This is a genomic window from Serratia sp. GW822-FHT06D09, from assembly GCF_058799515.1.
This window is the reverse complement of record NZ_JBXALO010000002.1, coordinates 241,141-265,270: the sequence shown is the minus strand read 5'-3', so window position 1 is coordinate 265,270 and position 24,130 is coordinate 241,141. Positions and strand designations below refer to the sequence as shown.

Below are 24,130 nucleotides of genomic sequence, written 5' to 3'. Positions count from 1 at the left end.
CCGTATAGGCTTTGCCGTGGGTTACGCAGTCCGTTATTTCACCGGGATAAACTGGTCGCCATGCCACAGCGCAACGCGACCCTTCTTGTCGCGGACGTCCACCTTGCTGAAAGCTCGAGCCTTGCCCGGCATGACGAAATAGTTTTCCTTGCAGTCACTCCCCTCTTTCTTGTCGCGGCAATTACCGTAGGCCACCACCTTAAAGGTGGCGTTGCCGGTGTTTTTGATCTGGCCGTCGGCAAACTGATAGTCGAATTGGTCCTGCCGTGGCGCCACCACCAAAATGGTGCCGATACGTGCCGATGTGGTGGCAACCGCGTTGCGTTTAGCCGAGTTTTTCCCCACATCGCTCAACGCCTGATCGAACCAGACAATGCGGTAATACCGTTCCTGGTTGTCGCTGGGGCCTTTGTAATAGAAACGGATCACGTCGCTGGCATTGGCCGGTAATATCAGGCTGGCCGGCGACAGCAACATTTCATCTTTACTGCCCATCGGGAGCACCGTGCCGGACTCCAGCGGGCTGGAAATTCGCTCGATCTTGATATTCACCAGACGACCGCTGTCGGTGGTGTTCTTGATTTCTTTACTCAGACGCGCGCTATCGCTGTGCATGAACGAGCTGATCTCACCGACGTCGAGCGCGAAAACAGGTTGAGACAGCGATAGCAACAGGCAGGTGGCGAGAGAGAGTAGTTTCATAACGGTATTCCAGTGACGTTCTTCAGCGGGGTGGAATAAGCAGGGGATTGCCCCCTGCTCTAAACCAGCAACTCGGGGATTACGCAGTCCAGGTGGCGTTGAATTCCACGCTCACGTCACCGCTCCAGATACCTTCCGGCAGGGTGCTGAAGTCGGTGACCGCAGTGGTGCCGTCAGAGGTGGCGCCAATAATGGTGAAAGTGAACTGATCTTGTGCGCTGGTGCGGACAGCCTGATTGTAAGCGTTGGATAACGCGCTCAGGTTGCCGCCCAAAATGCCGGCAGAGGTGTCGATCATGGTGGTTTCCGCCGTTTTCTCTACCGCTGCGCCGTTGTAGTTCACGCCGACATTCAGGGTTGAGCCAGAGGTATCCAGCTGAGTCAGGGTGTTTGAAACCAGTTTAGAAGTCAGTTTGAAGGCAGTTGCAGTGGCATCCCCTTCTACGGTCACGTCAAACAGACCTTTCTGGCTGTTGAAACCCTTGATGCCTTCCGCATAGTTGAAAGACAGGCTGCCGATTGGGGTAACAACCAGTTTGCTGGTGGTGTCTTTCTTCGCGGTAGCAGACCAGGTAGCCAGCGCCTGAGCGGTAACGTCGGCGGCTTGAGCAGTGCTGACCGCAGCGAAGGCGGAAATGATTGCCAGAGCCAGTGTAATTTTCTTCATGGTAAAACTCCCTTCAACTTTAAATATGATTGTGCGTCCATTAGCCTGACGTGCCTTAATCAGTCACTTGCATGAGTGCTTTTAGCCAGTCTGCTTGACGGAGAAAAGAGTAACCGCATCAAATCAAAAAAAGAACCATTAACTACCAATGGTCAAATATTTAGATTTTTATTCTTACTTTAATGTTTATTTTGCTTCCGGTAAGTTAAAAGGGCCATGTAATGATGCTGCAGGGAACAAAACACCTATTGTTTTCATCCCCTCTAAAACCACGTTAACGGTATATAAAACGCACTATTGCGTCAGCGCATAAATAAGGGCGACAGGTTTATTTTTGTAGGATGTTTAATTTGATGCAGATCAATTCATCTGGGTGGCTGGCAGGAAATAAAGGGGGGATAAGCGCTTGGAACGAGAAAGTATTAAACCGCCGGCGCGGCGTGTGCCATTACAACCGACGGCGAATTTTTAGGCCGGGTGTTGAGTCCTGAAGGCCAAAATCAGGCGCATAAACCCTGCTTGATTAAGCCTCAGCTTACGCATGATATTCAGCTTATGGCTACTGACCGTTTTACAACTGCGATGGGTAATACTGGCGATATGTCGCGGATTGGCGCCGGCGATCATCATCGCCAATATTTGCCATTCGCTACGGGACAAGGGCTCTACCGCGGATATCAACGCTGCCTGAATCGCCGGACTACGGTAACTTACCCCCGTGCCGACAGCGTCAATGGCCTGATACAGGCAATCCAAGGGATCGTCTTTGGCCACCAGGGATAAATGCGTTTGAGCAGCCAGAATGGTCAATATGCTGGCATTGGTCACGTCAGTAAATATGATCAGTGGCGTCTTGGGCCAAATATCCTTTATCGTCAGGATGAAATGTAATACATCATACAAACTCTCACTTTCATTATACAGCTCCATTATGAGGATTTGTTTCTCATTCTCCTTTAACCCTGCCTCCACTGCCCTGATGCTGTGCACAAATTGGTAGTGTATGGGTTCGGTTCCAATAAGTGCCCGTAATCCTTTTCTCACCCAGGGGTTGGGTTCGAAAAAGAGAATGTCCTCCCTGAAAGAGATATTTTTCATAATCTATTACCATAATTAGGTATCACAAAAGCGGTTGGCGCGGAAATGCAAGGCAGCGCCGGCGAGCAAAATATAAGGCTTGCATCAAACAAATGCTGCATTATTAACCAGGCGGTGAAAATTAAGTATTTAATATCAAGACAATAAAGATTGGTGGCATATTCCTTTCCCCGGGGTGGCGTTCATCCTGACACCGATTGATGATTAATTAAGAATTGCGGCGTTATCGCTTTCGAGTCCAGAGCAAATCTCTACCCGATGTTCGCGTAAAATGCGACAGCGCAGAAAAAACAGTCGGGAAATGCCCGAAATGTAAGAACGTACCTGATTGCTGCGTACTACCAACAGGAATTCGTCACCGCTGCACTCTGCCGTTTGCGGGCCCGCATAGGCCAGAATGTCGCGACTTAGAGCAGCACTGACGGCAGCTGAGGCGCCCGGCATCGACATAAACACCTTACAACTGCTGACTTTGCCCAGATAGATTTCTTGCCGGGAAACCGAACCGGTGAGATAGGTGGTAATGCCAACCGCCAGCATAATTACCCCCAATGCCACTACGCTGACTATCGCCCACCAGCGCCGGGAATACCCGGTATAAACCGCTTCGGCTGCGGCTGAAGAGCCTGACGAAGGCGCGATTTCCGCTTGAACCGGCGCCGGTGGAGGGGAATTTATATCTCCATTTACGAAACGATCTTCCGGCCCTTCGCAAGACTCCACCCTAATTTCATATCGCAGCATAAAACCGACCTTGGGGACGGTGACAATCACCTCGTCCTCAATGCCCAGATTTTTAATAACCCGACGTAATTTACTCACACATTGGTTAAGATTATTGTTGCCTGACACCATGCCATAATCATCCCAAACCTTCTTGAATATTACCTCCCGCCCCACTGGCTCGCCATGATGCGTAATCAATAGCAGCAGTAACCGCTTCGACGGATTGGAAATAGAGATGGGATCGTCAGGAAACTCTGTCAGGCTCATGGTTCCCGTATCCACGTCAAAAATGATGTGGTCATTAATTCTATATTTCATTTTTCACAGGTTTCACTCTAGGATTATTTATCGCCGGCGTTAAATGTTAATAGAATATTAAGCAATATTTAATCAGGTTAATTAGCCAACCTTAGCCACTGACCCTTCTGAAAATCAATTAACGCCACAAAGTAAATATTTCTCACCTTATCATTTTTGATATAAGAATTTTCTCATATGTCATAACCAAAGATTATACAAACATCCACATCATTGATATATTTATATGTAAAAGATCTTAAAGTTAGTTTTTTGTTTTGTAAATTACCGCCTTTAAGCTGAAAATTCTCGTCATTCCTTTAATGCAAGCAATTTTAATAACAACGTAACGATGGGTGAATTTTGCCAAAAGGGGTCGCCGCCAAAAAACCGGGCTTAGGCCACAACATTGCCCTAATTCTGGTCAGAATTAATTTTTTGATCCGGAGGTGATTGGGTTAGCCCAGCGGTAAATGAAAGTAAAGAGTTTCGACCAGGCCGGATAAACGGATTTGGCCGACCCAGCCAATCAAATCCGGCGTGGGAAATAGGCTATTCTTGCGCGGGGAATATCAGGCTGAAGGTGATGCGAGCAGTATTTTCTTCGACAACACAATGGGCGTGCGCTGTGCCGCCATGCAGTGTCATTATCGCACGGACGATCGCCAGCCCCAGTCCGCTGGCATGGCTGCCGGAACTGCGGGCGGCATCGGCACGATAGAAGCGGTCGAACAATTTGTTCAGATGCGCCGGGGAGATCGGCGGGCCCTGATTGATAACCAGTATCGCCAGCCCACCATCGGCCTGACTGACAGCCTGCAGCTGTACCTGACTGTTTTCATCGGCATAGCGTACCGCGTTGGAGACCAGGTTACTCAATGCGCGCTGAAACAGCATGGCATCCGCCATCCATTGCCCTTCTCCCTGGCAGACCAACGTAATGCCGCGTTCTTCCGCCAAACCTTCGAAGTAGTCAGCCACCCGTTGCAGCTCTTGCGCCACATCAAGCCGCTGAGGGTTCAACACCGCTTGCCCTTCGCCGGCGCGCGCCAGAAATAGAATATTTTCCACCATACGGGAAATACGCTCCAGCTCCTCCATGTTGTTCGACAACAAGGTTTCATACTCTTCCACACTGCGCGCCTGATACAGCGCTACCTGACAGTGCCCCATCAGTGCCCCTACCGGCGTGCGGATTTCATGGGCCAAATCGGCGGAGAATTGCGTCAGGCGCAGATAACCTTCATTCAGGCGATCCAACATGGCGTTGAACGAACGGGTCAGTTGCTGCAATTCCTTCGGTACCCCGTGCTCGCTCAGGCGAGTCGACAGCGTGTTCGGGGTGATCACCGCCGCCTGCGCCGCCATTCGCCACAGTGGCTGCAGCCCGCGGCGCATCACCCAGTACCCCAGCAATGCAATCAGAATAAATGCCACCGCGACGGCGGCGACGATCCGCCAGAGATAACGCGCCAGCATCTTCTGCTCATTGACCATCACATGGGCAGCCGAAATTTGCAGCAGGTTACCGTCCTCCAGCCTGACCAGTGCCGATGCAGCACGCAATGGCACTCCTTGAGCGGTCATTCCGCCTTGAACCGCGCTCAAGCGCTGCGGCGTGCCGACCGGCGTCGGGATCACCGGTGGCAGGATCAACCTCGCCGGATTCACGTTGATTAACGGTTTTTTCCCCGGCTGCTGAAAAATCAGCACGTCCTGTTCGTTACCCAGCATATTTTCGAACAGGCCGGTATTCGCCGTCAGACGCTCCAACGGAAAACGCTGACTCAGCAAATTGCGGTAATACTCCACCCGGCCGGTAACCTGCAAATCGCTACGGGTAGTCATCTCCTGACGCATTGCACCGTACAGGTAGCCGCCCGCGCCGCTAACCACCAGAGCCGCCACCAGCGCAAACAACATGGCGCTGCGCAACGTCAGTGACAAGACGCGCCAACGCTGGATCACGGCCTTCATGAACGCGGTTCGCAAACGTAGCCGATACCACGCACGCTGTGGATCAGCTTGACCTCGAACGGCCGGTCAATCTTGGCACGCAGCCGCTTGATGGCGACATCCACCACGTTGGTATCGCTGTCAAAGTTCATGTCCCAAACCTGGGAGGCGATCATGGTGCGTGACAATACCTCCCCCTCACGTCGTACCAGAAGATGCAACAACATAAATTCTTTATTGGTCAGCGCGATCACCTGCTCCTGCCGCACCGCTTTACGGCGCAGCACGTCGAGCTGCAGGTCGGCTATTACATAGTGATCGGCTTCACGTACCGTGCCACGCCGCAGCAAAGTGCGCAGACGCAACACCAGTTCCGTAAAGGAGAAGGGCTTAATCAGGTAATCATCGGCACCCAGTTCGAGGCCATGAATGCGATCCTGCACCCCATCTCGCGCGGTCAGAAATAGAATGGGCACATCACTTTTCTTGCGCAGTACCTCGATAATCTGCCAGCCGTCCAGCCCCGGCAACATTACGTCCAGCACGATAGCGTCATAGCCGTGTTCCAGTGCCCGAAACAGGCCGTCGGTGCCGTTACGTGCCAAATCGACGCTGTACCCCGCCTCTCCCAGCCCCTTTTTCAGGTAATCACCCGTGCTGATGTCGTCTTCAACCACCAGTATTCGCATTATCGCCACCTCATGACTCTTGCGGAAATACTAGCAGTTCTGGCGGACATTCTTGATGACATTAATGTCATCAAACGGACATGGTGCTGTCCCCGGTGTTCAACCATGCTTAACCGGCAACCTAAACAAAGGAGAACTTTATGATTACCCGTCATCGTTTTGCCGGTTTACTGCTTTCCACTCTCATGCTGTGCAGCGGTGCGGCCGCCGCAGCGCAAACCCCAGGCAAGGTGATTGCCCCGCTGCGTGGCGTTATCGATCAGGTGAGCGACACCAGCCTGCAGGTCACCGATCGCAAAGGGGAAAAGGTCAGCGTCAAGCTCAATGACCAGACCCGAGTGCTGAGCGTGTCGAAGGGCACGCTGGATGATATCAAGCCGGACAGCTTTATCGGCACCGCTGCCGTACCGCAGCCGGACGGCTCTTTGAAAGCGTTGGAAGTGCACGTGTTCGCAGCCAGCCTGCGTGGCACCGGCGAAGGCCACTCGGCCTGGGAATCCGCCGACGGTAAGGTCGACACCATGACCAACGGCACCGTGGGCAAACTGGTGAAGTCCAACGGCCGCACCCTGACCGTGACCTACGGTAACCAGCAGAAAACCGTTAACGTGCCGGAAGATGTGCCGATCGTTACCCTGGATCCCGGTGACCGCAGCCTGTTGAAACCGGGCGCGCATATCGTGTTGTTCTCCGCCATGGACGATAAGGGCGAACGCGTTGCTACCCGCATTTCTGCCGGCAAAGACGGTACCGTTCCACCGATGTAATTCAGGAGTGCATGATGAAAAGCAACGCGCCGCGGCCGGTGCATCGCTGGCCGGTCCGCCTGACCCATTGGATTAACCTGTTCGCCATGGTCTGCATGTTCATGAGCGGCTGGGAAATCTATAACGCTTCGCCGCTGTTCGGCTTCCGCTTTCCGCCGCAAGTCACGCTCGGCGGCTGGCTGGGCGGCGCGATCGGCTGGCATCTGGCGGTGATGTGGCTGCTGGCCTGCAACGCGCTGTGTTATGTCTTGTGGAGCCTGTTCAGCGGCCACTTGCGGCGCGATCTGCTGCCGCTTGGCCTCGGCGCGCTGCGGCGCGATATCTGGCAAGCCGTGACGCTGCGGCTCAAACATCAGCATGGTCATTACAACGCCATTCAAAAACTGATGTACCTCGGCGTACTGCTTCTGGGGCTGCTGCTGGTGCTCTCCGGACTAGCCATTTGGAAACCGGTGCAGTTACAAGGTTTGGTTAGCCTGTTCGGCGGCTTTGACATTGCGCGTTACGTACATTTTTTCGCCATGGCAGGCATTGGCTTATTTGTGGTGATTCACCTGCTGATGGTGATTATCGTGCCGCGCACGCTGTGGGCAATGATAACGGGTGGCAAACATGACGGATAAAAAACAGCGCCCCATGGCACCGGGGCTGGAACCGGCACAAAAGAAACAGCTGGTTAATTTGCAGCGCCGCCTGATGCTTCGCTCCGGCCTGACGCTGGGTGGCGTTGCCATGCTGACCGGCTGCAACCTGCAGGACGGTGACCAGGTGGATAAAGTGCTGTGGGCAATGTCCCGCTGGAACGATCGGGTGCAAGCCTGGCTGTTCAACGGCCAAAAGCTGGCGCAGACCTACCGTTCGGATCAGATTACCCATCCGTTCCCGTTCAACGCGTATTACCCGGAATACAACGTTCCGGAAGTGGATCTCGCCAGCTACCGGCTGGAAGTCTCCGGTAAAGTAGAAAAAAAGGCCCCCTGGACGCTGGAGCAACTGCAACGCCTGCCGCAGCAAAGCCAGATAACCCGGTTAATCTGCATCGAGGGCTGGAGCGCCATTGGCCAATGGGGTGGCGTGCCGCTGCGCAATTTCCTGCAGCACATCGGGGCGGATCTGAACGCCCGTTACGTCGGATTCAAATGCGCGGATCGTTACTATTCCAGCATCGATATGGCCACCGCCCTGCATCCACAAACCATTCTGGCGCTGGATTTCGGCGGCAAGGCGCTGCCGGCCGATTACGGTTATCCGCTGCGGCTGCGGGTGCCGACCAAGCTGGGCTTCAAGAACGCCAAACATATCGCCGCCATTTTCGTCAGCGATACCAATCCTGGCGGTTACTGGGAAGATCAGGGCTATAACTGGTTCAGCGGCATTTAATTTCTGCGTAGCGCTGCGCAGAGAGCTCCCCCCCCCGCTGGTGCATTTATTCCGACGCTGTTAATACGAGGCTATGTTCAGCTTTTCTCCCCGGTCGTCATCAGCGTGATATCCGCCTGCAGGATCGCCTCTCGCGCTGCGGCGGGCAGATTATCATCGGTAATAATCGCGTCAAATACCGCAATCGGCAACGCCAGATAGGTGGCTATTTTACCGTATTTTGAGGTATCGCTGAGCAGGATACAGCGGCGACTGGCGTCAACGATGGCTTTCTTCACCATCACCTTATCTTCATTGGGCGTCGACAGGCCGCGCATGCTCCATGATGAGGCGGAAATAAACGCCAGGTCGATAAACAACCCACGTAGCGCCTGAGCCGCCGCTTCACCAACGCAGGAACGGTTCTCGCGACAGACGGTGCCGCCGGTGTGAATGATCTTGCACTGGCTGTGTTCTATCAGGTAGCCCGCAATCACAAAATCATTGGTGACCACCGTCAGATCTTCGCGCTCACTGAGGTGCTTTGCCAATGCCAGCGTAGTGGTGCCCGCATCCAGATAAATGCAGCTGTTGGGCGGGACCTGCCGGGCAGCCAACTGACCGATGGCCGCTTTCTGTTGGCTGTACATCCCTTCCTTATCCTGATGAGAAGGTTCAATCGCCACCCGTTCAGCAGATTGCACCCCGCCTGACACTGCCAGTACCGCGCCCTGCTCTTCCAGTTTTTGCAGATCGCGGCGAATCGTCATATGCGACACTCCCAGCCGCTCGGTCAATTCGGCAATACTGACCACCCCGCGTTCTGATACCAGCGCTAAAATTTGCTGATGGCGTTCTACAGGTATCACGGTTCCCTCTCTTTTAACCGCAGTGATAATAATTGTGATTTTACGTCAATTTTCGTTCGATGAAAGCAGCCATTTTGCAGGTCGTGAGATCGCTCATGGTATCGATGACTTATTTTAAATATTTTTAAAACAGTGAGATAACTCGACACCAACCTTTTTAAGCGCATCTATTAAGGCTCCACTCAATGTTAATAATTGTGATATCGATCGCTGACTCAGCGCATCAATGCGCTTACATTTAACACAACAAAACAAATTATCACTAAAATTAACACGAGGTGCCAAATGACACAGCCAGGGGATTTTGCAGTTTGCATCGTAGGGTTAGGTTCCATGGGAATGGGGGCGGCGAAGTCGTGCATTAATGCCGGGCTGACGACTTATGGTGTCGATCTTAACCCACTGGCGCTGGCCACATTGCAGCAGGCCGGGGCCAAACAGGCTGCCACCAGCGCAGATGGATTCGCCTCTGAGTTGGATGCGTTATTGCTGCTGGTGGTTAACGCTGCTCAGGTCAAGCAGATCCTGTTCGGCGAAAACGGCCTGGCGGCGAAGCTGAAGCCCAATACGCCAGTCATGGTCTCTTCCACCATCTCCGCTGCCGATGCCAGGCAGATAGAACAACAACTGCTGGCGCTTGGCCTGAACATGCTTGACGCTCCGGTTTCAGGTGGCGCAGCCAAGGCGGCTGAAGGCCAAATGACGGTGATGGCATCCGGCGCAGAATCTACATTCCAACAATTGCAGCCGGTGCTGGACGCCATTGCCGGCAAGGTCTATCGCATTGGTGAAGAGATTGGCCTGGGTGCCACGGTGAAAATCATCCACCAATTGCTGGCCGGGGTGCACATCGCCGCCGGAGCCGAGGCCATGGCGCTGGCTGCCCGCGCCGGTATTCCTCTGGATGTCATGTACGACGTCGTCACCCACGCGGCCGGCAATTCCTGGATGTTCGAGAACCGTATGCGTCACGTGGTTGACGGCGACTATGCGCCCAAATCGGCGGTGGATATCTTCGTGAAGGATCTGGGGCTGGTGGCGGATACCGCCAAAGCACTGCATTTCCCGCTGCCGCTGGCATCTACCGCTTTTAATATGTTTACCGCCGCCAGCAATGCCGGTTTCGGCAAAGAGGATGACAGCGCAGTGATCAAAATCTTCTCCGGCATCGACCTGCCGCAAAAGAAGGAGAACGCATAATGCTGCTCGGCGTAATTGCAGATGATTTTACCGGCGCGACCGACATTGCCAGCTTTCTGGTGGAAAACGGCCTGTCGACGGTGCAGTTAAATGGCGTACCGCATGATGAAATGCCGATTGAAGCGCAAGCGGTCGTTATCAGCCTGAAATCAAGATCCTGCCCAGCTTCGCAGGCAGTTGAACAATCTTTGCAGGCGCTGGCCTGGCTGCAGCGCCAGGGCTGCCGGCAATTTTACTTCAAATATTGCTCAACCTTCGACAGCACTGCGCAGGGTAACATCGGCCCGGTGACCGATGCGCTGCTTGATGCACTGGGCGAAAACCAAACGGTGATTTCCCCGGCGCTGCCGGTCAACGGCCGGACGGTGTATCAGGGCTATCTGTTTGTGTTGGATCAACTGCTGTCGGAGTCCGGCATGCGCCATCACCCGGTGACGCCGATGACCGACAGCAATCTGCTGCGCTTGATGGAAGCACAGGCTCAGGGACGCTGCGGACTGGTAACGGCCGCAGAGATGGATTGCGGTGCCGGCGCGGTGGTGGAAAAGCTGCAACAGCTGGCGCAGCAAGGCGTGCGATATGCGGTGCTGGATACGCTCAATGAGCAGCACTTGCTGACCCAGGGCGAAGCGCTGAAAAATATGAAGCTGGTGACCGGTGGATCGGGCCTGGCCATCGGCCTCGCACGGCAATGGGCTCAGCCGGGACAAGGTCGTCCGCAGGCCGCGGGAGCCCCACAGGGGGAGAAAGCGGTGGTCCTGTCCGGCTCCTGCTCCGTCATGACCAATCGACAGGTCGCTCGATATCGTCAACAGGCCCCGGCCATGGCTATCGACGTGGCGCGTTGCCTTAGCGAAGCTGACCGCGCGGCCTATGTCACAGAACTGGCCGACTGGGTACAGCGGCAGGAAAATGCCCCGCTGGCCCCGCTGCTGTATGCCACCGCCGAACCGGAGAAACTGCAGCAGGTTCAGCAACAATATGGCATGGCTGCAGCCAGTCAGGCAGTGGAGTCACTGTTTGCCGGAGTGGTTAAACAGCTCCAACAATCAGGGTACCGTCGCTTTATCGTTGCCGGCGGCGAAACCTCTGGCGTAGTGACGCAGGCGCTGGGCATTCGCGGCTTCCACATAGGCCCCTGCATCTCTCCCGGCGTACCCTGGGTTCGCGCCATCGAACAACCGGTTTCACTGGCCCTTAAATCGGGCAATTTTGGCGATGATAACTTTTTCGCCCGGGCACAAACGGAATTCCCATTATGACAATGACGACCGAACAACAGGCACGCGAAGAGATGGTGCGCCTCGGAGCCTCGTTCTTCCAACGCGGCTACGCCACGGGCTCCGCCGGTAACCTTTCGTTGTTGCTGGCGGATGGCACGCTGCTGGCAACCCCGACAGGATCCTGCCTGGGCGAACTGCAGGCCGAGCGGCTGTCGAAAGTCAGCCTGAACGGCGAATGGCTGTCCGGCGACAAACCCTCGAAAGAGATCAGCTTTCATCGTGCGCTGTATCTGAATAACCCAGAGTGCAAAGCGGTGGTGCACCTGCACTGTACCTACCTCACCGCGTTATCGTGCCTGCAAGGGTTGGACGTGGAGAATGCCATAAAACCCTTCACCCCTTATGTGGTGATGCGGGTCGGCAAGGTGCCGGTGGTGCCGTACTACCGCCCAGGTGATTTACGGCTGGCGGAAGACCTGGCCAAACTGGCACCGACCCACCGTGCCTTTTTGCTGGCCAATCACGGCCCGGTGGTTACGGGCAAGGATCTGCGGGCGGCAGCGGATAATACTGAAGAGATGGAAGATGCCGCCAGGCTGATTTTCACCCTCGGCGACCGCCCAATACGCTATTTGACCGATGATGAAATTACCGAGCTACGGAGCTGAACCATGCCTAAGTTTGCCGCCAATTTATCGATGATGTTTAACGAACTGCCATTCCTGGAAAGGTTCGAGGCTGCCGCAGCCGAAGGTTTCACGGCAGTCGAGTTCCTGTTTCCCTATGACTATCCGGCCGAATTGCTGACGGAACAACTGCGCAGCAACGGTTTGCAGCAGGTGCTGTTTAATACCGCGCCGGGCAATGCCGAAGCCGGCGAATGGGGGCTGGCGGCGGTGCCGGGCCGCGAGCAAGATGCGCGTGCGGATATCGATCGCGCCCTGGCTTACGCCATTGCGCTGAACTGCCCCAACGTGCACGTGATGGCCGGCGTCGTTCCTCCTGGAGCGGACTGGCAGCGCTATCGCGATACCTTTATCGATAATATTCGCTATGCCGCAGACCGCTTCGCCCAGCACGGCATCAAGGTGCTGATTGAAGCGCTCAGCCCACAGGTTAAGCCGCATTATCTGTTTTCCAGCCAGCACCAGGCAGCCGAACTGGTCGAGGCCATCGATCGCTCGAACGTCTTCGTACAGTTCGACTTTTTCCATGCTCAGTTGGTGGACGGCAACATCAGCGGGCTGATGCATTCGCTGGCCGGCCGCTACGCCCATATTCAGATTGCCTCGGTGCCGGATCGTCATGAACCGGACGACGGCGAACTGAATTACCCATGGCTGTTCGATCAACTGGACGCCATCGGCTATCAAGGTTGGATCGGTTGTGAATACCGGCCGCGTGGCGATACCACCGTCGGGCTTGATTGGCTAAGACCTTACCAGTAAGGCACTGCGCCAACCCAGGGATTTCCAAAACATAAAAATTAAACGCACCCGTATCGCCAACCGGCGATCGCGGTGCCTGACTCTTACCCGATTAAAGGCTATTTCATGTCTACCTCTATGCTTTTGATGATTGCCGTATTAGGTGTGGTACTGCTCTTGCTGATGGTCATCAAGGCCAAGATCCAGCCCTTTGTCGCCTTGCTGGTGGTCAGTCTGTTGGTGGCGTTGGCCAGCGGCATTCCTACCGGCGAAGTGATGAAAGTGATGACCGCAGGTATGGGCGGCGTACTGGGTTCGGTGACCATTATCATCGGCCTGGGCGCGATGCTCGGCCGTATGATCGAACATTCTGGCGGTGCCGAATCGCTGGCCCAGCGCTTCAGCAAAGCTTTGGGGCCGAAACATACCGTGGCCGCCCTGACCATCGCCGCATTTATTCTCGGCATTCCGGTCTTTTTCGACGTCGGCTTTATCATCCTGGCGCCGATCATCTACGGTTTTGCCAAGGTCGCTAAAGTTTCGCCGCTGAAGTTCGGCCTGCCGATGGCCGGCGTAATGCTGACGGTTCACGTCGCCCTGCCGCCACATCCAGGCCCGGTCGCCGCAGCCGGGCTGCTGAACGCCGATATTGGCTGGTTGACTATTATCGGTCTCACGATTTGTATTCCGGTAGGCGTGATCGGTTATTTCACAGCCAAGCATTTGAATCGTAAAACTTATCCACTGTCGATTGAGGTACTGGAACAGCTGCAGCTGGCAGCGCCCGAACCGGCGCCGGAAGGCAAAGCACCATTGAGCGACCGCATCAATCCGCCTGGCGCCGGGTTGGTGGCCGCGCTGATCGTCATTCCTATCGCGATTATCATGCTGGGCACCGTTTCGGCCACGCTGCTCGAGCCGGGTTCAGCACTGCGTGACACGCTTTCGTTGCTCGGCTCACCGGCGGTAGCGCTGATGATTGCCCTCTTGCTGGCATTCTACTTCCTGGCAATTCGTCGCGGCTGGAGCCTGCAACACACCAGCGACGTCATGGGGGGCGCTCTGCCGACCGCCGCGGTGGTGATCCTGGTTACCGGTGCCGGTGGCGTATTCGGCAAAGTCCTGGTGGAGTCAGGCGTGGGCAAGGCATTGGCAGACGTGCTGACCACCATCGGCCTGCCGTTGATCCCGGCAGCTTTTATCATTTCGCTGGCGCTGCGCGCCTCTCAGGGGTCCGCTACTGTAGCGATACTCACGACCGGTGGCCTGTTATCGGAAGCGGTTAGCGGGCTTAATCAGCTGCAATTGGTACTGGTCACTCTCGCCACCTGCTTCGGCGGGCTGGGCTTATCGCACGTAAATGACTCCGGCTTTTGGATCGTCACCAAATACCTCGGGCTTTCGGTCGCCGATGGCCTGAAAACCTGGACGGTACTGACGACGATCCTTGGCCTGAGCGGTTTCCTGTTCACCTGGTTACTGTGGCTGGCGGTGTAATTTCTCTGGCATACTGCACAGACCGCCTCTGGCTCTGTGCAGGAAAAAAATAATGCCTCTTATCACTACCGCACCGCTGTTGCTTACCGAACGTTTACGCCTTGATGCACATACGCTGGACGACTTTGACTCGCTGGCCGCCATGTGGGCCGATCCTGAAGTGGTTCGTTATATCGGCGGCACGCCGAGGGATCGTGAGGATTCCTGGGGCCGCCTGATGCGCTACGTCGGCCACTGGGCGTTGCTGGGTTATGGCTACTGGGCCGTGCGCGATAAAGTCAGCGGCGCTTACCTTGGCGGCATCGGTTTTTCCGACTTCCAGCGCAATATCCATCCGGCGCTTGATGCCCCCGAAATGGGCTGGACGCTGGTGACCTCGGCACAGGGTAAAGGCTATGCCACCGAAGCGCTGCGCGCGGCTTTGGCCTGGGGAAAAGACCATTTACCGGGCGATAAGGCGGTATGCATTATCTCCCCGGAAAATCAGCCCTCATTGGCATTGGCGAAGAAAGTCGGTTTCAGCGAAAGTCATCGCAGCGAGTACCACCAAAGCCCAATTCTGGTGATGCACTGCCCGCTATAAGCCGGCAACCTGACCCGACGCGGTAGCCAAAGCGACCTGGACAAAGTTATCCCGTAGCGCATCAGGCTGCTGCGGGTTCCAGGCGATACCGACTTGCCATTGGGTCTGTTCGCCGCTCAGCGGCAGAATATCGATGCCCGCCGGCGCAATATGCGTGACGCTATGCGGCAGCAGAGCAACGCCAATGCCGGCGGCAACCAGTGCCAGCAAGGTTTGAATATCACCGGCCTGCTGTACCACGTTAGGTGCCAGTTGATGGGCGGCAATAAAACGCAGCGACTGGTCGCTCAGCCCGCGTCCACGCTTGGGCGTCAACTGTAACAACGGCAAGGTATTGAATTGCTCCATCAGGGTGTCCGCCCGCAGCGCCAGCGCCGAAGGCGCCGCCAGCACCAATCGGTCACTCAGCAACGCACTGGCGCGCAACGGCGTACTGACAGGTAATCGCACAAATCCCACCTGCAGCTCCCCCTGCAATAGCAACTGATATTGCCGTTCTGAAGGCAAGTCTTCCAACCCCACGGCAACCTCGGGAAAGCGATGACGGAAAGCGGCCACCAACTGCGGCGCCAGATGAAAGCTGGACAGGCCAAAGCCGATTGCCAAACGCCCCGCCTCCCCCCGTACCACCTGCACGGCTCGCTGCTGAAACTGCAGATGCTGAGCGACTAACGTTTGAGCTTCAGGATAGAGCCGTTGGCCGCTGGCGGTCAGTTGCGCCCCCTGACGGCCACGGTTAAACAAGCGGGCACCCAGCAGCGTTTCCAACGCCTGGATCTGTTTGCTCAGCGCCGGCTGGGTGATGCACAGCCGCTCTGCCGCCAAGCGATAATTGCCCTGTTCGGCCAGCACCACGAAGGCGCGGAGTTGTCGTATATCCATTCCGTTAGGTTATCAAAAAAGGAATTTAATTGATTATACAGTAATCAAAGGCTTTGCTGTAATCAACGCCAGATAACAGCCAAAAGGTAATCCTATGACAAACTCTTTACGCGCCGCGACGGTGCAGTTTCAGCATCGCGCCAATGATAAAAACTACAACCTGTCGGTTATCGAGGGCTTTATCACCCGCGCCGCCGCCGAACAGATCCAGCTGCTGACCTTCCCGGAAATGTGCATCACCGGCTATTGGCACGTACGCCACCTCAGCGCCGGTGAAATTGGTGCACTGGCGGAGCCCATCGCCGACAGCCCTTCGCTGGCGCGCATTCGCCCGCTGGCCGAACGCTATAACATGGCGATCGGCGTCGGACTGATTGAACTGGGCGATGATGGCAAATATTACAATGCCTACGCCGTCTGCCTGCCCGACGGCAAGCTTCACGTTCACCGTAAACTGCATGCCTTTGAACACCCGGCAATCGCCAGCGGCGACAGTTTCACCGTGTTCGACACCCCATGGGGTATCCGAATGGGGGTGCTGATCTGTTGGGACAATAACTTGGTTGAGAATGTCCGCGCGACCGCATTGCTGGGGGCAGAGGTGCTGTTGGCACCGCATCAGACCGGCGGCACGCATTCGCGTAGCCCGCACGGCATGAAGCCGATCCCACTGGAAATTTGGCAACGGCGGCAGGAGGATCCGGCGGCGATAGAGGCGGCGTTTCGTGGCGAACACGGGCGTGGCTGGCTGATGCGCTGGCTCCCGGCACGTGCCCATGACAACGGTTTGTTTGTGTTATTCAGCAACGGAGTGGGACGTGACGATGACGAAGTGCGTACCGGCAATGCGATGATCCTCGACCCTTATGGCCGCATTCTGGCGGAAACCTGGGCGGCAGAAGATCAGATGGTCACGGCCAACCTTGATCTGTCGCTGATCCCGCTCAGCACGGGCCGCCGCTGGATCCACGGTCGTCGACCGGCACTGTACGACATTCTTACGCAGCCGCAAGGCTATGAGCGAGATGCCCGCAGCGCGCGGTTTTCAACGGAACCGGCGCAAAAATTGGGCAAGTGACCGACGCCGAATGACAGGCAAAAAAAATCCGCCCGAAGGCGGATTTTTATCTGATGCGGCCAACTGCGCCACATGCTCATGCCCGCAGGCATGGAGAAATCTTAGAAACGGTAGCCTACGCCAACGCTCCAGATACCAACGTCAACACTGCGGATACGGCTCTGCTCGTAACCAACGTCCAGTGCTACGTCCTGGATTGGGTTGAACTGCAGGCCAGCACCGTAGGTGAAGCCGTAGTCGCTGCTGCCGTTACGGTCAGTACCGTTTTGAGCGTTGTCGATGTTTTTACCGTAACCAACACCCACTACACCGTAGATGCTTGCCCAGTCGTTGAAGCGGTAAGCTGGACCGGCAGTGATAGAGTTGTACTGAGCTTTACCGTAGTAACCGTTCTCAGAACCGTTCTTCTCTACGTGGGTAAAGGAACCGATAACACCCAGTGGGTTGTTGTCGAACTCGTAACGGTATTTCAGGTTGAAACCGTCGGCTTTGTTAGCAACGCCTTGGAGATCACCCTGCGCATAGCCAGCGGATACGGTGCTCTGACCAGCGAATGCGGTACCTGCGGTTACTGCTAATACACAGGCTGCTACTGCGGAAAGACATGCAATTTTTTTCATAACCACCTCAAACGCGTTATATTTTTAAGTAAATCCATTTGTTCATGCATTGAAAATATAACAAAAATTAGCGTGAAACTCTGCCTTAAAATGAGTGTCTAATGCTTTATATCGTGTAACATTAGATTTCAAGAACAGTGTATCTACTTCATTTCGCTCTATTTTCGAGCCGCATTCTACGCGTTTCTGTGATAAGAATCACCTATTTAATATCCAGACAATTCTTAAAAAAAGAGCACTTTTTGACCATAAAAGCTGTTCTGGCGCCGGGAGCCAGCGCTTTTTTTCGTTGAAAATGCTTTTCTCAGACACATTTACCGCAATTCATTTACACTGCCGTCATCCAAACATCGACCTCTTCCCAGATCGTGGGAAATGCATAAAAGGCTCTAAAGGATGTCTTCGTCTGCAACCGCAAAAGCGTCTTCTACGCTGCTGCCAATCTGCCTGTTGGTCATCGCTATGGTCTCCATCCAAAGTGGTGCCTCCCTGGCCAAAAGCCTGTTCCCGTTGGTCGGCGCAGAAGGCATCACCACGCTGCGTTTGAGTATCGGCACGCTGATCCTCTTTATTATCTTCCGCCCGTGGCGCATGCGATTTGCCGCCGGCAGTCGACTACCGTTGTTCATTTACGGTCTGGCGCTGGGCGCGATGAATTACCTGTTCTATCTTTCCCTGCGCACTCTGCCGCTCGGTATCGCCGTGGCATTGGAGTTCACCGGCCCGCTGGCGGTCGCCATGTTCTCTTCACGCCGTGCGATTGACTTTTTGTGGGTGGCACTGGCGATCGCCGGACTCTGGTTCCTGCTGCCGTTGGGCCATGACATGGGCAGCATCGATCCCTTCGGCGCCGCCTGTGCGCTGGGTGCCGGTGCCTGTTGGGCGGTCTACATTATCTGCGGCCAGAAAGCCGGTGGCGACCACGGGCCGGGAACCGTTGCGGTGGGTTCACTGATTGCCGCCGTGGTGTTTTGCCCGATTGGCGCCTGGCAAGCCGGCAGCGCACTGCTGAACATTGATATCCTGCCGGTCGCCCTGGCCGTAGCTATTCTCTCTACCGCGCTGCCCTATTCGCTGGAAATTATTGCGTTGCCAAAAATACCGGCGCGGACTTTCGGCACATTGATGAGCCTGGAACCGGCACTGGCTGCGCTTTCGGGCATGCTGTTCCTGAATGAACACCTGACGACGGTGCAATGGTTGGCGCTGGCTGCGATCATTACCGCCTCCATGGGGGCGACCCTGACCATCAAACCCAAACCGCAAATCGAAAACCTGTCCTGAGTGTTGGCTACGCCTGCATTTGCCCAAAGCGGAATGCAGGCGGGTTAACTGTTTTCACGCTGGCAAACAGGCATACTTTTCCCCGCAGTCCCCCCAGGTAGTTATGGAAATAAACCCGATAGGGTTAACCACATGGAGAATCAAAGTGATTTATAACACGCTGTTTAACCCACGCTATGGCCGTGGGCTGTCACCGACACTGGTCGAAACTATCACCGCTGTGCGTCAATACGATCTCGCCGAGCTGGCTCAGGGGCGGCATGAGATAAAGGGTGAGAAGATCTTTATGGAAGTGATGACGCTAACCACCGGGCTAGCGGAAACCCGACGTGCAGAGCTGCATCAGGAATATGCCGCCATTCATCTGCTCCTCGGCGGTGAAGAACGCATTGATTATGGTTTGCCGGGGGATTGGCAAAGTGAGTTGCCTTATGACGATGCACGAGATGTACAACTGCTGGATATCATACGCCACCGCCAGACGCTGGCGATGTTTCCCGGTATGTACGCCATATTTTTACCTCATGAGCCGCACAAAGTCGCTTGCCAACTTAATGTATCGATGCCAATCAAAAAAGCGGTGATAAAGGTGCATTACACCCTGCTGCTGTAATTGGCCAGCCGGTCTGTCTGGATGACCGACCTCCCATCGCGCTGAGCGAAAGCCGCCCTGATCAATACTGGGGCAAAGCGCGTATAAACCTCGCCGTCTGCGCCGGAGAGCGCAGTTGGATAAAGCGGATATGGCGATACCGGGCATCGTTCATATCCGCAAGGTAGCCGGCCCGGTTTTTACGGTAGGTTTTGATGGTCCATAAAACGATGGAATCACGGCTGAAAAAGGAACGGCGGAAGCTCTCGCGGTTACCGGTGCCGGGCCACAACTCGGTACCTTGCCATGCGCGTGTAGCGGCACGACGCACCGCCTGAAACAGCGTACGACAAAAGCCGTAATCTACCCATACCACCCAATCAACGCTTTCCCATTTAATCGTTTTGGTCCGGCTGTAATTGCCGTCAAGCACCCAGCCGGACTCCGCCTTGGCCAGCGCCTGCGCGACCTGCGCCAAAAACTCGTCATCGGGTGTACCCTGCCATTGCGGACGCCAAAACAGCTTGTCCAGCTCAATATGAGGCAGCGCAAACTTTTCCGCTAGCTGGCGCGCCACCGTGCTTTTGCCACTGCCACTGGTTCCAACGACGTTAATTTTCATGGGAGCGAATTCTGAGATGGAGGGAAATAGCTTAGCGGGATGTTATTCGTCTATCAATATGAATTAACAGGCAATTAATAAAATGAAATAAAAATGATTTAGAATGACGAATTTTGATGAAAATATAAATGAAAATGGTTATTAAACGCCTTCCTGAAATTATTACCCTGCGGAACCACCCTCACGAGAGAAGACGAAATAATATCATTACAACTCAAACCATTAGTAAAAAAATAAATATATCCCCATAACCTTACCCTTACTGGAGTTAATTTTCAATTCGTTAGAACCTATTTATCCAATAGCCATTTTCGGCCTGCAAAATGCTATATCGCTGCTATAATTACTCCCGTGACAAAAATAGGACAACGAACTAACGAGAGGATATCTGATATGAGTACCGCTAAACTGGTGAAAACGAAATCTTCTGAGCTGCTTTACACTCGTAATGACATGGACGAAAAAACCAAACTGGAAGCCATCAAGGCGTTGAACCATCAGGTGGTTCAATTTACCGATCTGTCGTTGATCACCAAGCAGGCGCACTGGAACATGCGTGGCGCCAACTTCATTGCCGTGCATGAAATGCTGGACGGGTTCCGTACCGCCATTATCGATCACCTGGACACTTTTGCCGAGCGCGTGGTGCAGTTGGGCGGCGTGGCGTTGGGTACCGTGCAGGTCGTGAATGACAAGACCCCGCTGAAAAGCTATCCGACCAACATCCACAGCGTGCAGGAACACCTGAAAGCGCTGGCCGATCGCTACGGTGTGGCTGCGAACGACATTCGCAAGGCCATCACAGAAGTCGCTGATGAAGATACCGCGGATATGTTTACCGCTGCGTCACGCGATCTGGACAAGTTCCTGTGGTTTATCGAGTCCAACATCGAATAAATCTGCGCGACAAACAATCAAAGCGTTCCGCATTGCGGGATTGAACAGGCTGCGGGCTTTGCCCCGGCCTGTTTTTCTTTTACGCCGCTTGAATTGCTCAAAAAACAGCCCATAGTAGATAAATAGTAGATAAAACGAACTGATGAAGACTCAGCACTAGCGAGGTGATCATGGCAAGCGGATGGGCGGCAGACGGTGCCGTACAAGATCAAATCGACTCTACCGTCGATGATGCCGTACAGCGTGCCAGACAGGCGCTGGGACAGGGCGAAAGCGAACATTACTGTCAGGAATGCGGAGAGGAAATCCCTCTGGCGCGTCGGCAGGCGCTGAAAGGCGTGCGTTATTGCCTGGCCTGCCAAACCGAGTTGGATAAAAAGCAGGCGGCAAGCAGTTTATATAACCGTCGCGGCAGTAAAGACAGCCAGCTGCGTTGAGCTTATCGACGCAAAATATCCCCCCGGCCTCTCTGACAGAACACTCCTGCACCAAATGCAACAAGCTTGCGGCATAAAAGTTAGAGTTAGTTATCAATATTGAAGCAAAACCGTTAACTATCGGTTGTTTCAACCCCATTATTTGGTTAATGATAGACCCATGCACCAACAGGTCGCCAAAAGCACCATTTTGGGGCCTCAATTTGGTGCATAAAAATAATAATTCGACCTTCAGAGCCAACATCACACCGCAACTCTTTGTTTTTATAGTAGTTGAAAACATGGCACGATTTTTTCATGGCACCAACTGCAATATAAAAAATGGGTAATCCGCAACCTGTACAGGAAATTCCTCTCATGAAGTCAATTTTTAAAGTCTCCCTGGCCGCACTTTCGCTGGCCTTTGCCGTAAGCTCCCACGCAGCAGACAAACTGGTCGTCGCCACCGATACCGCCTTCGTTCCTTTTGAATTCAAACAAGGCGATAAATACGTTGGTTTCGATATCGACCTGTGGGCCGCTATCGCCAAAGAACTGAAACTGGATTACACCCTGAAGCCTATGGATTTCAGCGGCATCATCCCGGCACTGCAAACCAAAAATATCGATCTGGCGCTGGCTGGCATCACCATTACCGAAGAACGTAAAAAAGCCATCGAATTCTCTGACGGCTACTACAAAAGCGGCCTGCTGGTGATGGTTAACGCCAACGATAACAGCATCAAGGGCATTGACGATCTGAACGGCAAAGTGGTGGCGGTGAAGAGTGGCACCGGCTCCGTGGATTACGCCAAGCAGCACATCAAAACCAAAGACCTGCGTCAGTTCCCGAACATCGATAACGCCTATATGGAACTGGGCACCAAACGCGCTGACGCGGTGCTGCACGACACGCCAAACATTCTGTACTTCATTAAAACCGCCGGCGCCGGCAAGTTCAAAACCGTTGGCGACTCGCTGGAAGCACAGCAATACGGCATCGCCTTCCCTAAAGGCAGTGACGAACTGCGCGTGAAGGTGAATGGCGCGCTGAAAACGCTGCGCGACAACGGCACCTACAACGAAATCTACAAAAAATGGTTCGGTACCGAACCTAAATAACGGATGAAGTCAGTCACTGATTCACTTAAGCACAGGGGTGGTGCCTTAGCCCCTGCGCTTTGTTGTATCTGATTCCCACGTTTGGGATCACCGGGAGAAAACACCATGCAGTTCGACTGGAGCGCCATCTGGCCCGCCATCCCTATCCTGTTAGAAGGCGCCAAAATGACCCTGTGGATTTCGGTCCTCGGTCTGATTGGCGGCCTGATCATCGGCCTCGTTGCCGGTTTTGCCCGTACCTACGGCGGTTGGATTGCCAACCACATCGCCCTGGTATTCATCGAAGTTATTCGCGGCACGCCTATCGTGGTGCAGGTGATGTTTATCTACTTCGCCCTGCCGATGGCGTTCAGCGATTTGCGCATCGATCCCTTTAGCGCGGCGGTGGTCACCATCATGATCAACTCCGGCGCCTACATTGCGGAAATCACTCGCGGCGCCGTATTGTCGATCCACAGCGGCTTCCGTGAAGCAGGTCTGGCGTTGGGCCTGTCGCGCCGCGAAACCATCCGTTATGTCATTATGCCGCTGGCGCTGCGTCGCATGCTGCCGCCGCTGGGTAACCAGTGGATCATCAGCATTAAAGACACCTCGCTGTTTATCGTGATCGGCGTGGCGGAACTGACCCGTCAGGGCCAGGAAATTATTGCCGGCAACTTCCGCGCGCTGGAAATCTGGAGCGCCGTGGCGGTTATTTATCTGATTATTACCCTGGTGCTGAGCTTCGTGCTGCGTCGTCTGGAAAGAAGGATGAAAATCCTGTGATTGAATTTAAAAACGTCTCCAAGCACTTTGGGCAAACCCAGGTGCTGCACAATATCGACCTGAAAATTAATCAGGGTGAAGTGGTGGTGATTATCGGGCCTTCCGGCTCCGGCAAATCCACTCTGCTGCGTTGCATCAACAAATTGGAAGAGATCACCAGCGGCGATCTGATCGTCGACGGTCTGAAAGCCAACGATCCCAAGGTTGACGATCGTCTGATCCGTCAGGAAGCCGGCATGGTATTCCAACAGTTTTACCTGTTCCCACACCTGACCGCACTGGAAAACGTTGCCTTCGGCCCGATCCGCGTACGCGGTTTGAAAAAGTCGGACGCGGAAAAACTGGCGCGCGAACTGCTGGCCAAAGTCGGCCTGGCGGAGCGTGCACATCACTACCCTTCCGAGCTTTCCGGCGGCCAACAGCAGCGCGTGGCCATCGCCCGTGCGCTGGCGGTAAAACCGAAAATGATGCTGTTTGATGAACCGACCTCCGCACTTGATCCGGAACTGCGCCATGAAGTGCTGAAGGTTATGCAGGATCTGGCGGAAGAAGGCATGACCATGGTCATCGTCACCCACGAAGTCGGCTTTGCCGAAAAAGTGGCTTCGCGACTGATCTTTATTGATAAAGGCCGGATTGCGGAAGACGGCAACCCGCATGACCTGATCAACCACCCGCCAAGCCCGCGCTTGCAGGAGTTCTTGCAGCACGTATCCTGACTTACCCTACCCAGCGGTGGGCCTGTTCCGGGCCCGCCGTTTCTATATGGCAATAGCACGCGTTATCACTCCC

Annotated in this window: 27 protein-coding genes; 17 read left to right on the top strand and 10 right to left on the bottom strand. The window is 54.6% G+C overall.

Annotated features, from left to right (window positions below; all coding sequences use genetic code 11):
* Positions 1–33 precede the first annotated feature (33 nt).
* From AC1RKG_RS05080 to AC1RKG_RS05055, 6 genes are all read right to left on the bottom strand, one after another.
* On the bottom strand, positions 34–702 hold the full coding sequence (locus AC1RKG_RS05080; RefSeq protein ID WP_493182272.1) for an EcpB family pilus assembly chaperone: 669 nt from the start codon (positions 700–702) through the stop codon (positions 34–36).
* A gap of 79 nt (positions 703–781) precedes the next feature.
* Entirely contained in the window at positions 782–1,369 is a 588-nt protein-coding gene (ecpA, locus tag AC1RKG_RS05075) for a common pilus major fimbrillin subunit EcpA (RefSeq protein WP_020825939.1), read from the bottom strand.
* Positions 1,370–1,837: 468 nt separating this feature from the next.
* Positions 1,838–2,467, bottom strand: coding sequence for a LuxR C-terminal-related transcriptional regulator (locus AC1RKG_RS05070; protein WP_493182271.1), 630 nt, complete (start codon positions 2,465–2,467; stop codon positions 1,838–1,840).
* A gap of 204 nt (positions 2,468–2,671) precedes the next feature.
* A complete protein-coding gene (locus AC1RKG_RS05065; protein WP_142815646.1) occupies positions 2,672–3,511 on the bottom strand; it encodes a winged helix-turn-helix domain-containing protein in 840 nt (279 codons plus the stop codon).
* 531 nt (positions 3,512–4,042) lie between these two features.
* A complete protein-coding gene (locus AC1RKG_RS05060) occupies positions 4,043–5,467 on the bottom strand; it encodes a heavy metal sensor histidine kinase (RefSeq protein ID WP_130015999.1) in 1,425 nt (474 codons plus the stop codon).
* Positions 5,464–6,135, bottom strand: a complete 672-nt coding sequence (locus tag AC1RKG_RS05055) for a heavy metal response regulator transcription factor (RefSeq protein ID WP_020825935.1) — start codon at positions 6,133–6,135, stop codon at positions 5,464–5,466. The genes AC1RKG_RS05060 and AC1RKG_RS05055 overlap by 4 nt, the downstream gene beginning before the upstream one ends.
* A gap of 140 nt (positions 6,136–6,275) precedes the next feature.
* On the opposite strand from AC1RKG_RS05055, the gene AC1RKG_RS05050 reads away from it, so the two are divergent.
* From AC1RKG_RS05050 to AC1RKG_RS05040, 3 genes are read left to right on the top strand one after another with little or no spacing between them, the layout of a single operon-like run.
* Positions 6,276–6,902, top strand: coding sequence for a hypothetical protein (locus AC1RKG_RS05050; RefSeq protein WP_493182269.1), 627 nt, complete (start codon positions 6,276–6,278; stop codon positions 6,900–6,902).
* Between the two features lie 14 nt (positions 6,903–6,916).
* Positions 6,917–7,525, top strand: a complete 609-nt coding sequence (locus tag AC1RKG_RS05045; protein WP_020825933.1) for a cytochrome b/b6 domain-containing protein — start codon at positions 6,917–6,919, stop codon at positions 7,523–7,525.
* The gene (locus AC1RKG_RS05040; protein ID WP_020825932.1) at positions 7,515–8,282 is read left to right on the top strand and encodes a molybdopterin-dependent oxidoreductase; all 768 of its coding nucleotides are present in this window, start codon (positions 7,515–7,517) and stop codon (positions 8,280–8,282) included. Before AC1RKG_RS05045 ends, AC1RKG_RS05040 begins: the two co-directional genes overlap by 11 nt.
* A 77-nt stretch (positions 8,283–8,359) precedes the next feature.
* Here AC1RKG_RS05040 and ygbI read toward each other — a convergent pair whose 3' ends face one another.
* On the bottom strand, positions 8,360–9,130 hold the full coding sequence (gene ygbI / locus AC1RKG_RS05035) for a DNA-binding transcriptional repressor YgbI (RefSeq protein ID WP_020825931.1): 771 nt from the start codon (positions 9,128–9,130) through the stop codon (positions 8,360–8,362).
* Between the two features lie 285 nt (positions 9,131–9,415).
* On the opposite strand from ygbI, the gene ltnD reads away from it, so the two are divergent.
* The 6 genes from ltnD to AC1RKG_RS05005 all read left to right on the top strand — a co-directional run bounded on the left by ltnD (position 9,416) and on the right by AC1RKG_RS05005 (position 15,060).
* Complete coding sequence (ltnD, locus tag AC1RKG_RS05030; protein ID WP_041414346.1) at positions 9,416–10,330, top strand: L-threonate dehydrogenase; 915 nt, start codon at positions 9,416–9,418, stop codon at positions 10,328–10,330.
* Positions 10,330–11,592, top strand: coding sequence for a 3-oxo-tetronate kinase (gene otnK / locus AC1RKG_RS05025; protein ID WP_493182267.1), 1,263 nt, complete (start codon positions 10,330–10,332; stop codon positions 11,590–11,592). Before ltnD ends, otnK begins: the two co-directional genes overlap by 1 nt.
* Positions 11,589–12,221 (top strand): 3-oxo-tetronate 4-phosphate decarboxylase, encoded by a 633-nt coding sequence (gene otnC / locus AC1RKG_RS05020; RefSeq protein WP_122077830.1) that lies wholly within the window; start codon positions 11,589–11,591, stop codon positions 12,219–12,221. Before otnK ends, otnC begins: the two co-directional genes overlap by 4 nt.
* 3 nt (positions 12,222–12,224) lie before the next feature.
* On the top strand, positions 12,225–13,001 hold the full coding sequence (locus tag AC1RKG_RS05015) for an HPr family phosphocarrier protein (RefSeq protein WP_122077828.1): 777 nt from the start codon (positions 12,225–12,227) through the stop codon (positions 12,999–13,001).
* Positions 13,002–13,106: 105 nt separating this feature from the next.
* Complete coding sequence (locus AC1RKG_RS05010; protein ID WP_493182264.1) at positions 13,107–14,477, top strand: GntP family transporter; 1,371 nt, start codon at positions 13,107–13,109, stop codon at positions 14,475–14,477.
* Positions 14,478–14,529: 52 nt separating this feature from the next.
* Positions 14,530–15,060, top strand: coding sequence for a GNAT family N-acetyltransferase (locus tag AC1RKG_RS05005; protein WP_020825925.1), 531 nt, complete (start codon positions 14,530–14,532; stop codon positions 15,058–15,060).
* Here the strand turns inward: AC1RKG_RS05005 and AC1RKG_RS05000 are convergent.
* Positions 15,055–15,942: a LysR family transcriptional regulator gene (locus tag AC1RKG_RS05000; RefSeq protein WP_128864010.1), complete on the bottom strand. Its 888-nt coding sequence runs from the start codon at positions 15,940–15,942 to the stop codon at positions 15,055–15,057. The genes AC1RKG_RS05005 and AC1RKG_RS05000 overlap by 6 nt on opposite strands.
* 94 nt (positions 15,943–16,036) lie before the next feature.
* Here AC1RKG_RS05000 and AC1RKG_RS04995 point away from each other — a divergent pair, with 94 nt between their 5' ends.
* The gene (locus AC1RKG_RS04995; RefSeq protein WP_020825923.1) at positions 16,037–17,020 is read left to right on the top strand and encodes a nitrilase family protein; all 984 of its coding nucleotides are present in this window, start codon (positions 16,037–16,039) and stop codon (positions 17,018–17,020) included.
* 101 nt (positions 17,021–17,121) lie between these two features.
* On the opposite strand, the gene ompX is transcribed toward AC1RKG_RS04995, so the two are convergent.
* A complete protein-coding gene (gene ompX / locus AC1RKG_RS04990) occupies positions 17,122–17,640 on the bottom strand; it encodes an outer membrane protein OmpX (protein WP_020825922.1) in 519 nt (172 codons plus the stop codon).
* Positions 17,641–18,036: 396 nt separating this feature from the next.
* Here ompX and rhtA point away from each other — a divergent pair, with 396 nt between their 5' ends.
* Positions 18,037–18,924: a threonine/homoserine exporter RhtA gene (gene rhtA, locus AC1RKG_RS04985; protein ID WP_201895581.1), complete on the top strand. Its 888-nt coding sequence runs from the start codon at positions 18,037–18,039 to the stop codon at positions 18,922–18,924.
* Positions 18,925–19,069: 145 nt separating this feature from the next.
* On the top strand, positions 19,070–19,537 hold the full coding sequence (nanQ, locus tag AC1RKG_RS04980; protein WP_493182262.1) for an N-acetylneuraminate anomerase: 468 nt from the start codon (positions 19,070–19,072) through the stop codon (positions 19,535–19,537).
* A 61-nt stretch (positions 19,538–19,598) separates the two neighbouring features.
* On the opposite strand, the gene AC1RKG_RS04975 is transcribed toward nanQ, so the two are convergent.
* Positions 19,599–20,138 carry a P-loop NTPase family protein gene (locus AC1RKG_RS04975; RefSeq protein ID WP_122077820.1) on the bottom strand — a complete coding sequence of 180 codons (540 nt, stop codon included), beginning with the start codon at positions 20,136–20,138 and terminating at the stop codon, positions 19,599–19,601.
* 393 nt (positions 20,139–20,531) lie between these two features.
* Here AC1RKG_RS04975 and dps point away from each other — a divergent pair, with 393 nt between their 5' ends.
* The 5 genes from dps (at position 20,532) to glnQ (ending at position 24,057) form a co-directional block, all read left to right on the top strand.
* Entirely contained in the window at positions 20,532–21,035 is a 504-nt protein-coding gene (gene dps, locus AC1RKG_RS04970) for a DNA starvation/stationary phase protection protein Dps (RefSeq protein ID WP_020825918.1), read from the top strand.
* A gap of 170 nt (positions 21,036–21,205) precedes the next feature.
* Complete coding sequence (locus AC1RKG_RS04965) at positions 21,206–21,472, top strand: DksA/TraR family C4-type zinc finger protein (RefSeq protein ID WP_020825917.1); 267 nt, start codon at positions 21,206–21,208, stop codon at positions 21,470–21,472.
* A 357-nt stretch (positions 21,473–21,829) separates the two neighbouring features.
* Positions 21,830–22,573 (top strand): glutamine ABC transporter substrate-binding protein GlnH, encoded by a 744-nt coding sequence (glnH, locus tag AC1RKG_RS04960; RefSeq protein ID WP_046374121.1) that lies wholly within the window; start codon positions 21,830–21,832, stop codon positions 22,571–22,573.
* A gap of 105 nt (positions 22,574–22,678) precedes the next feature.
* Complete coding sequence (gene glnP, locus AC1RKG_RS04955) at positions 22,679–23,338, top strand: glutamine ABC transporter permease GlnP (RefSeq protein ID WP_020825914.1); 660 nt, start codon at positions 22,679–22,681, stop codon at positions 23,336–23,338.
* Positions 23,335–24,057, top strand: a complete 723-nt coding sequence (gene glnQ, locus AC1RKG_RS04950) for a glutamine ABC transporter ATP-binding protein GlnQ (RefSeq protein ID WP_020825913.1) — start codon at positions 23,335–23,337, stop codon at positions 24,055–24,057. The genes glnP and glnQ overlap by 4 nt, the downstream gene beginning before the upstream one ends.
* Positions 24,058–24,130 lie beyond the last annotated feature (73 nt).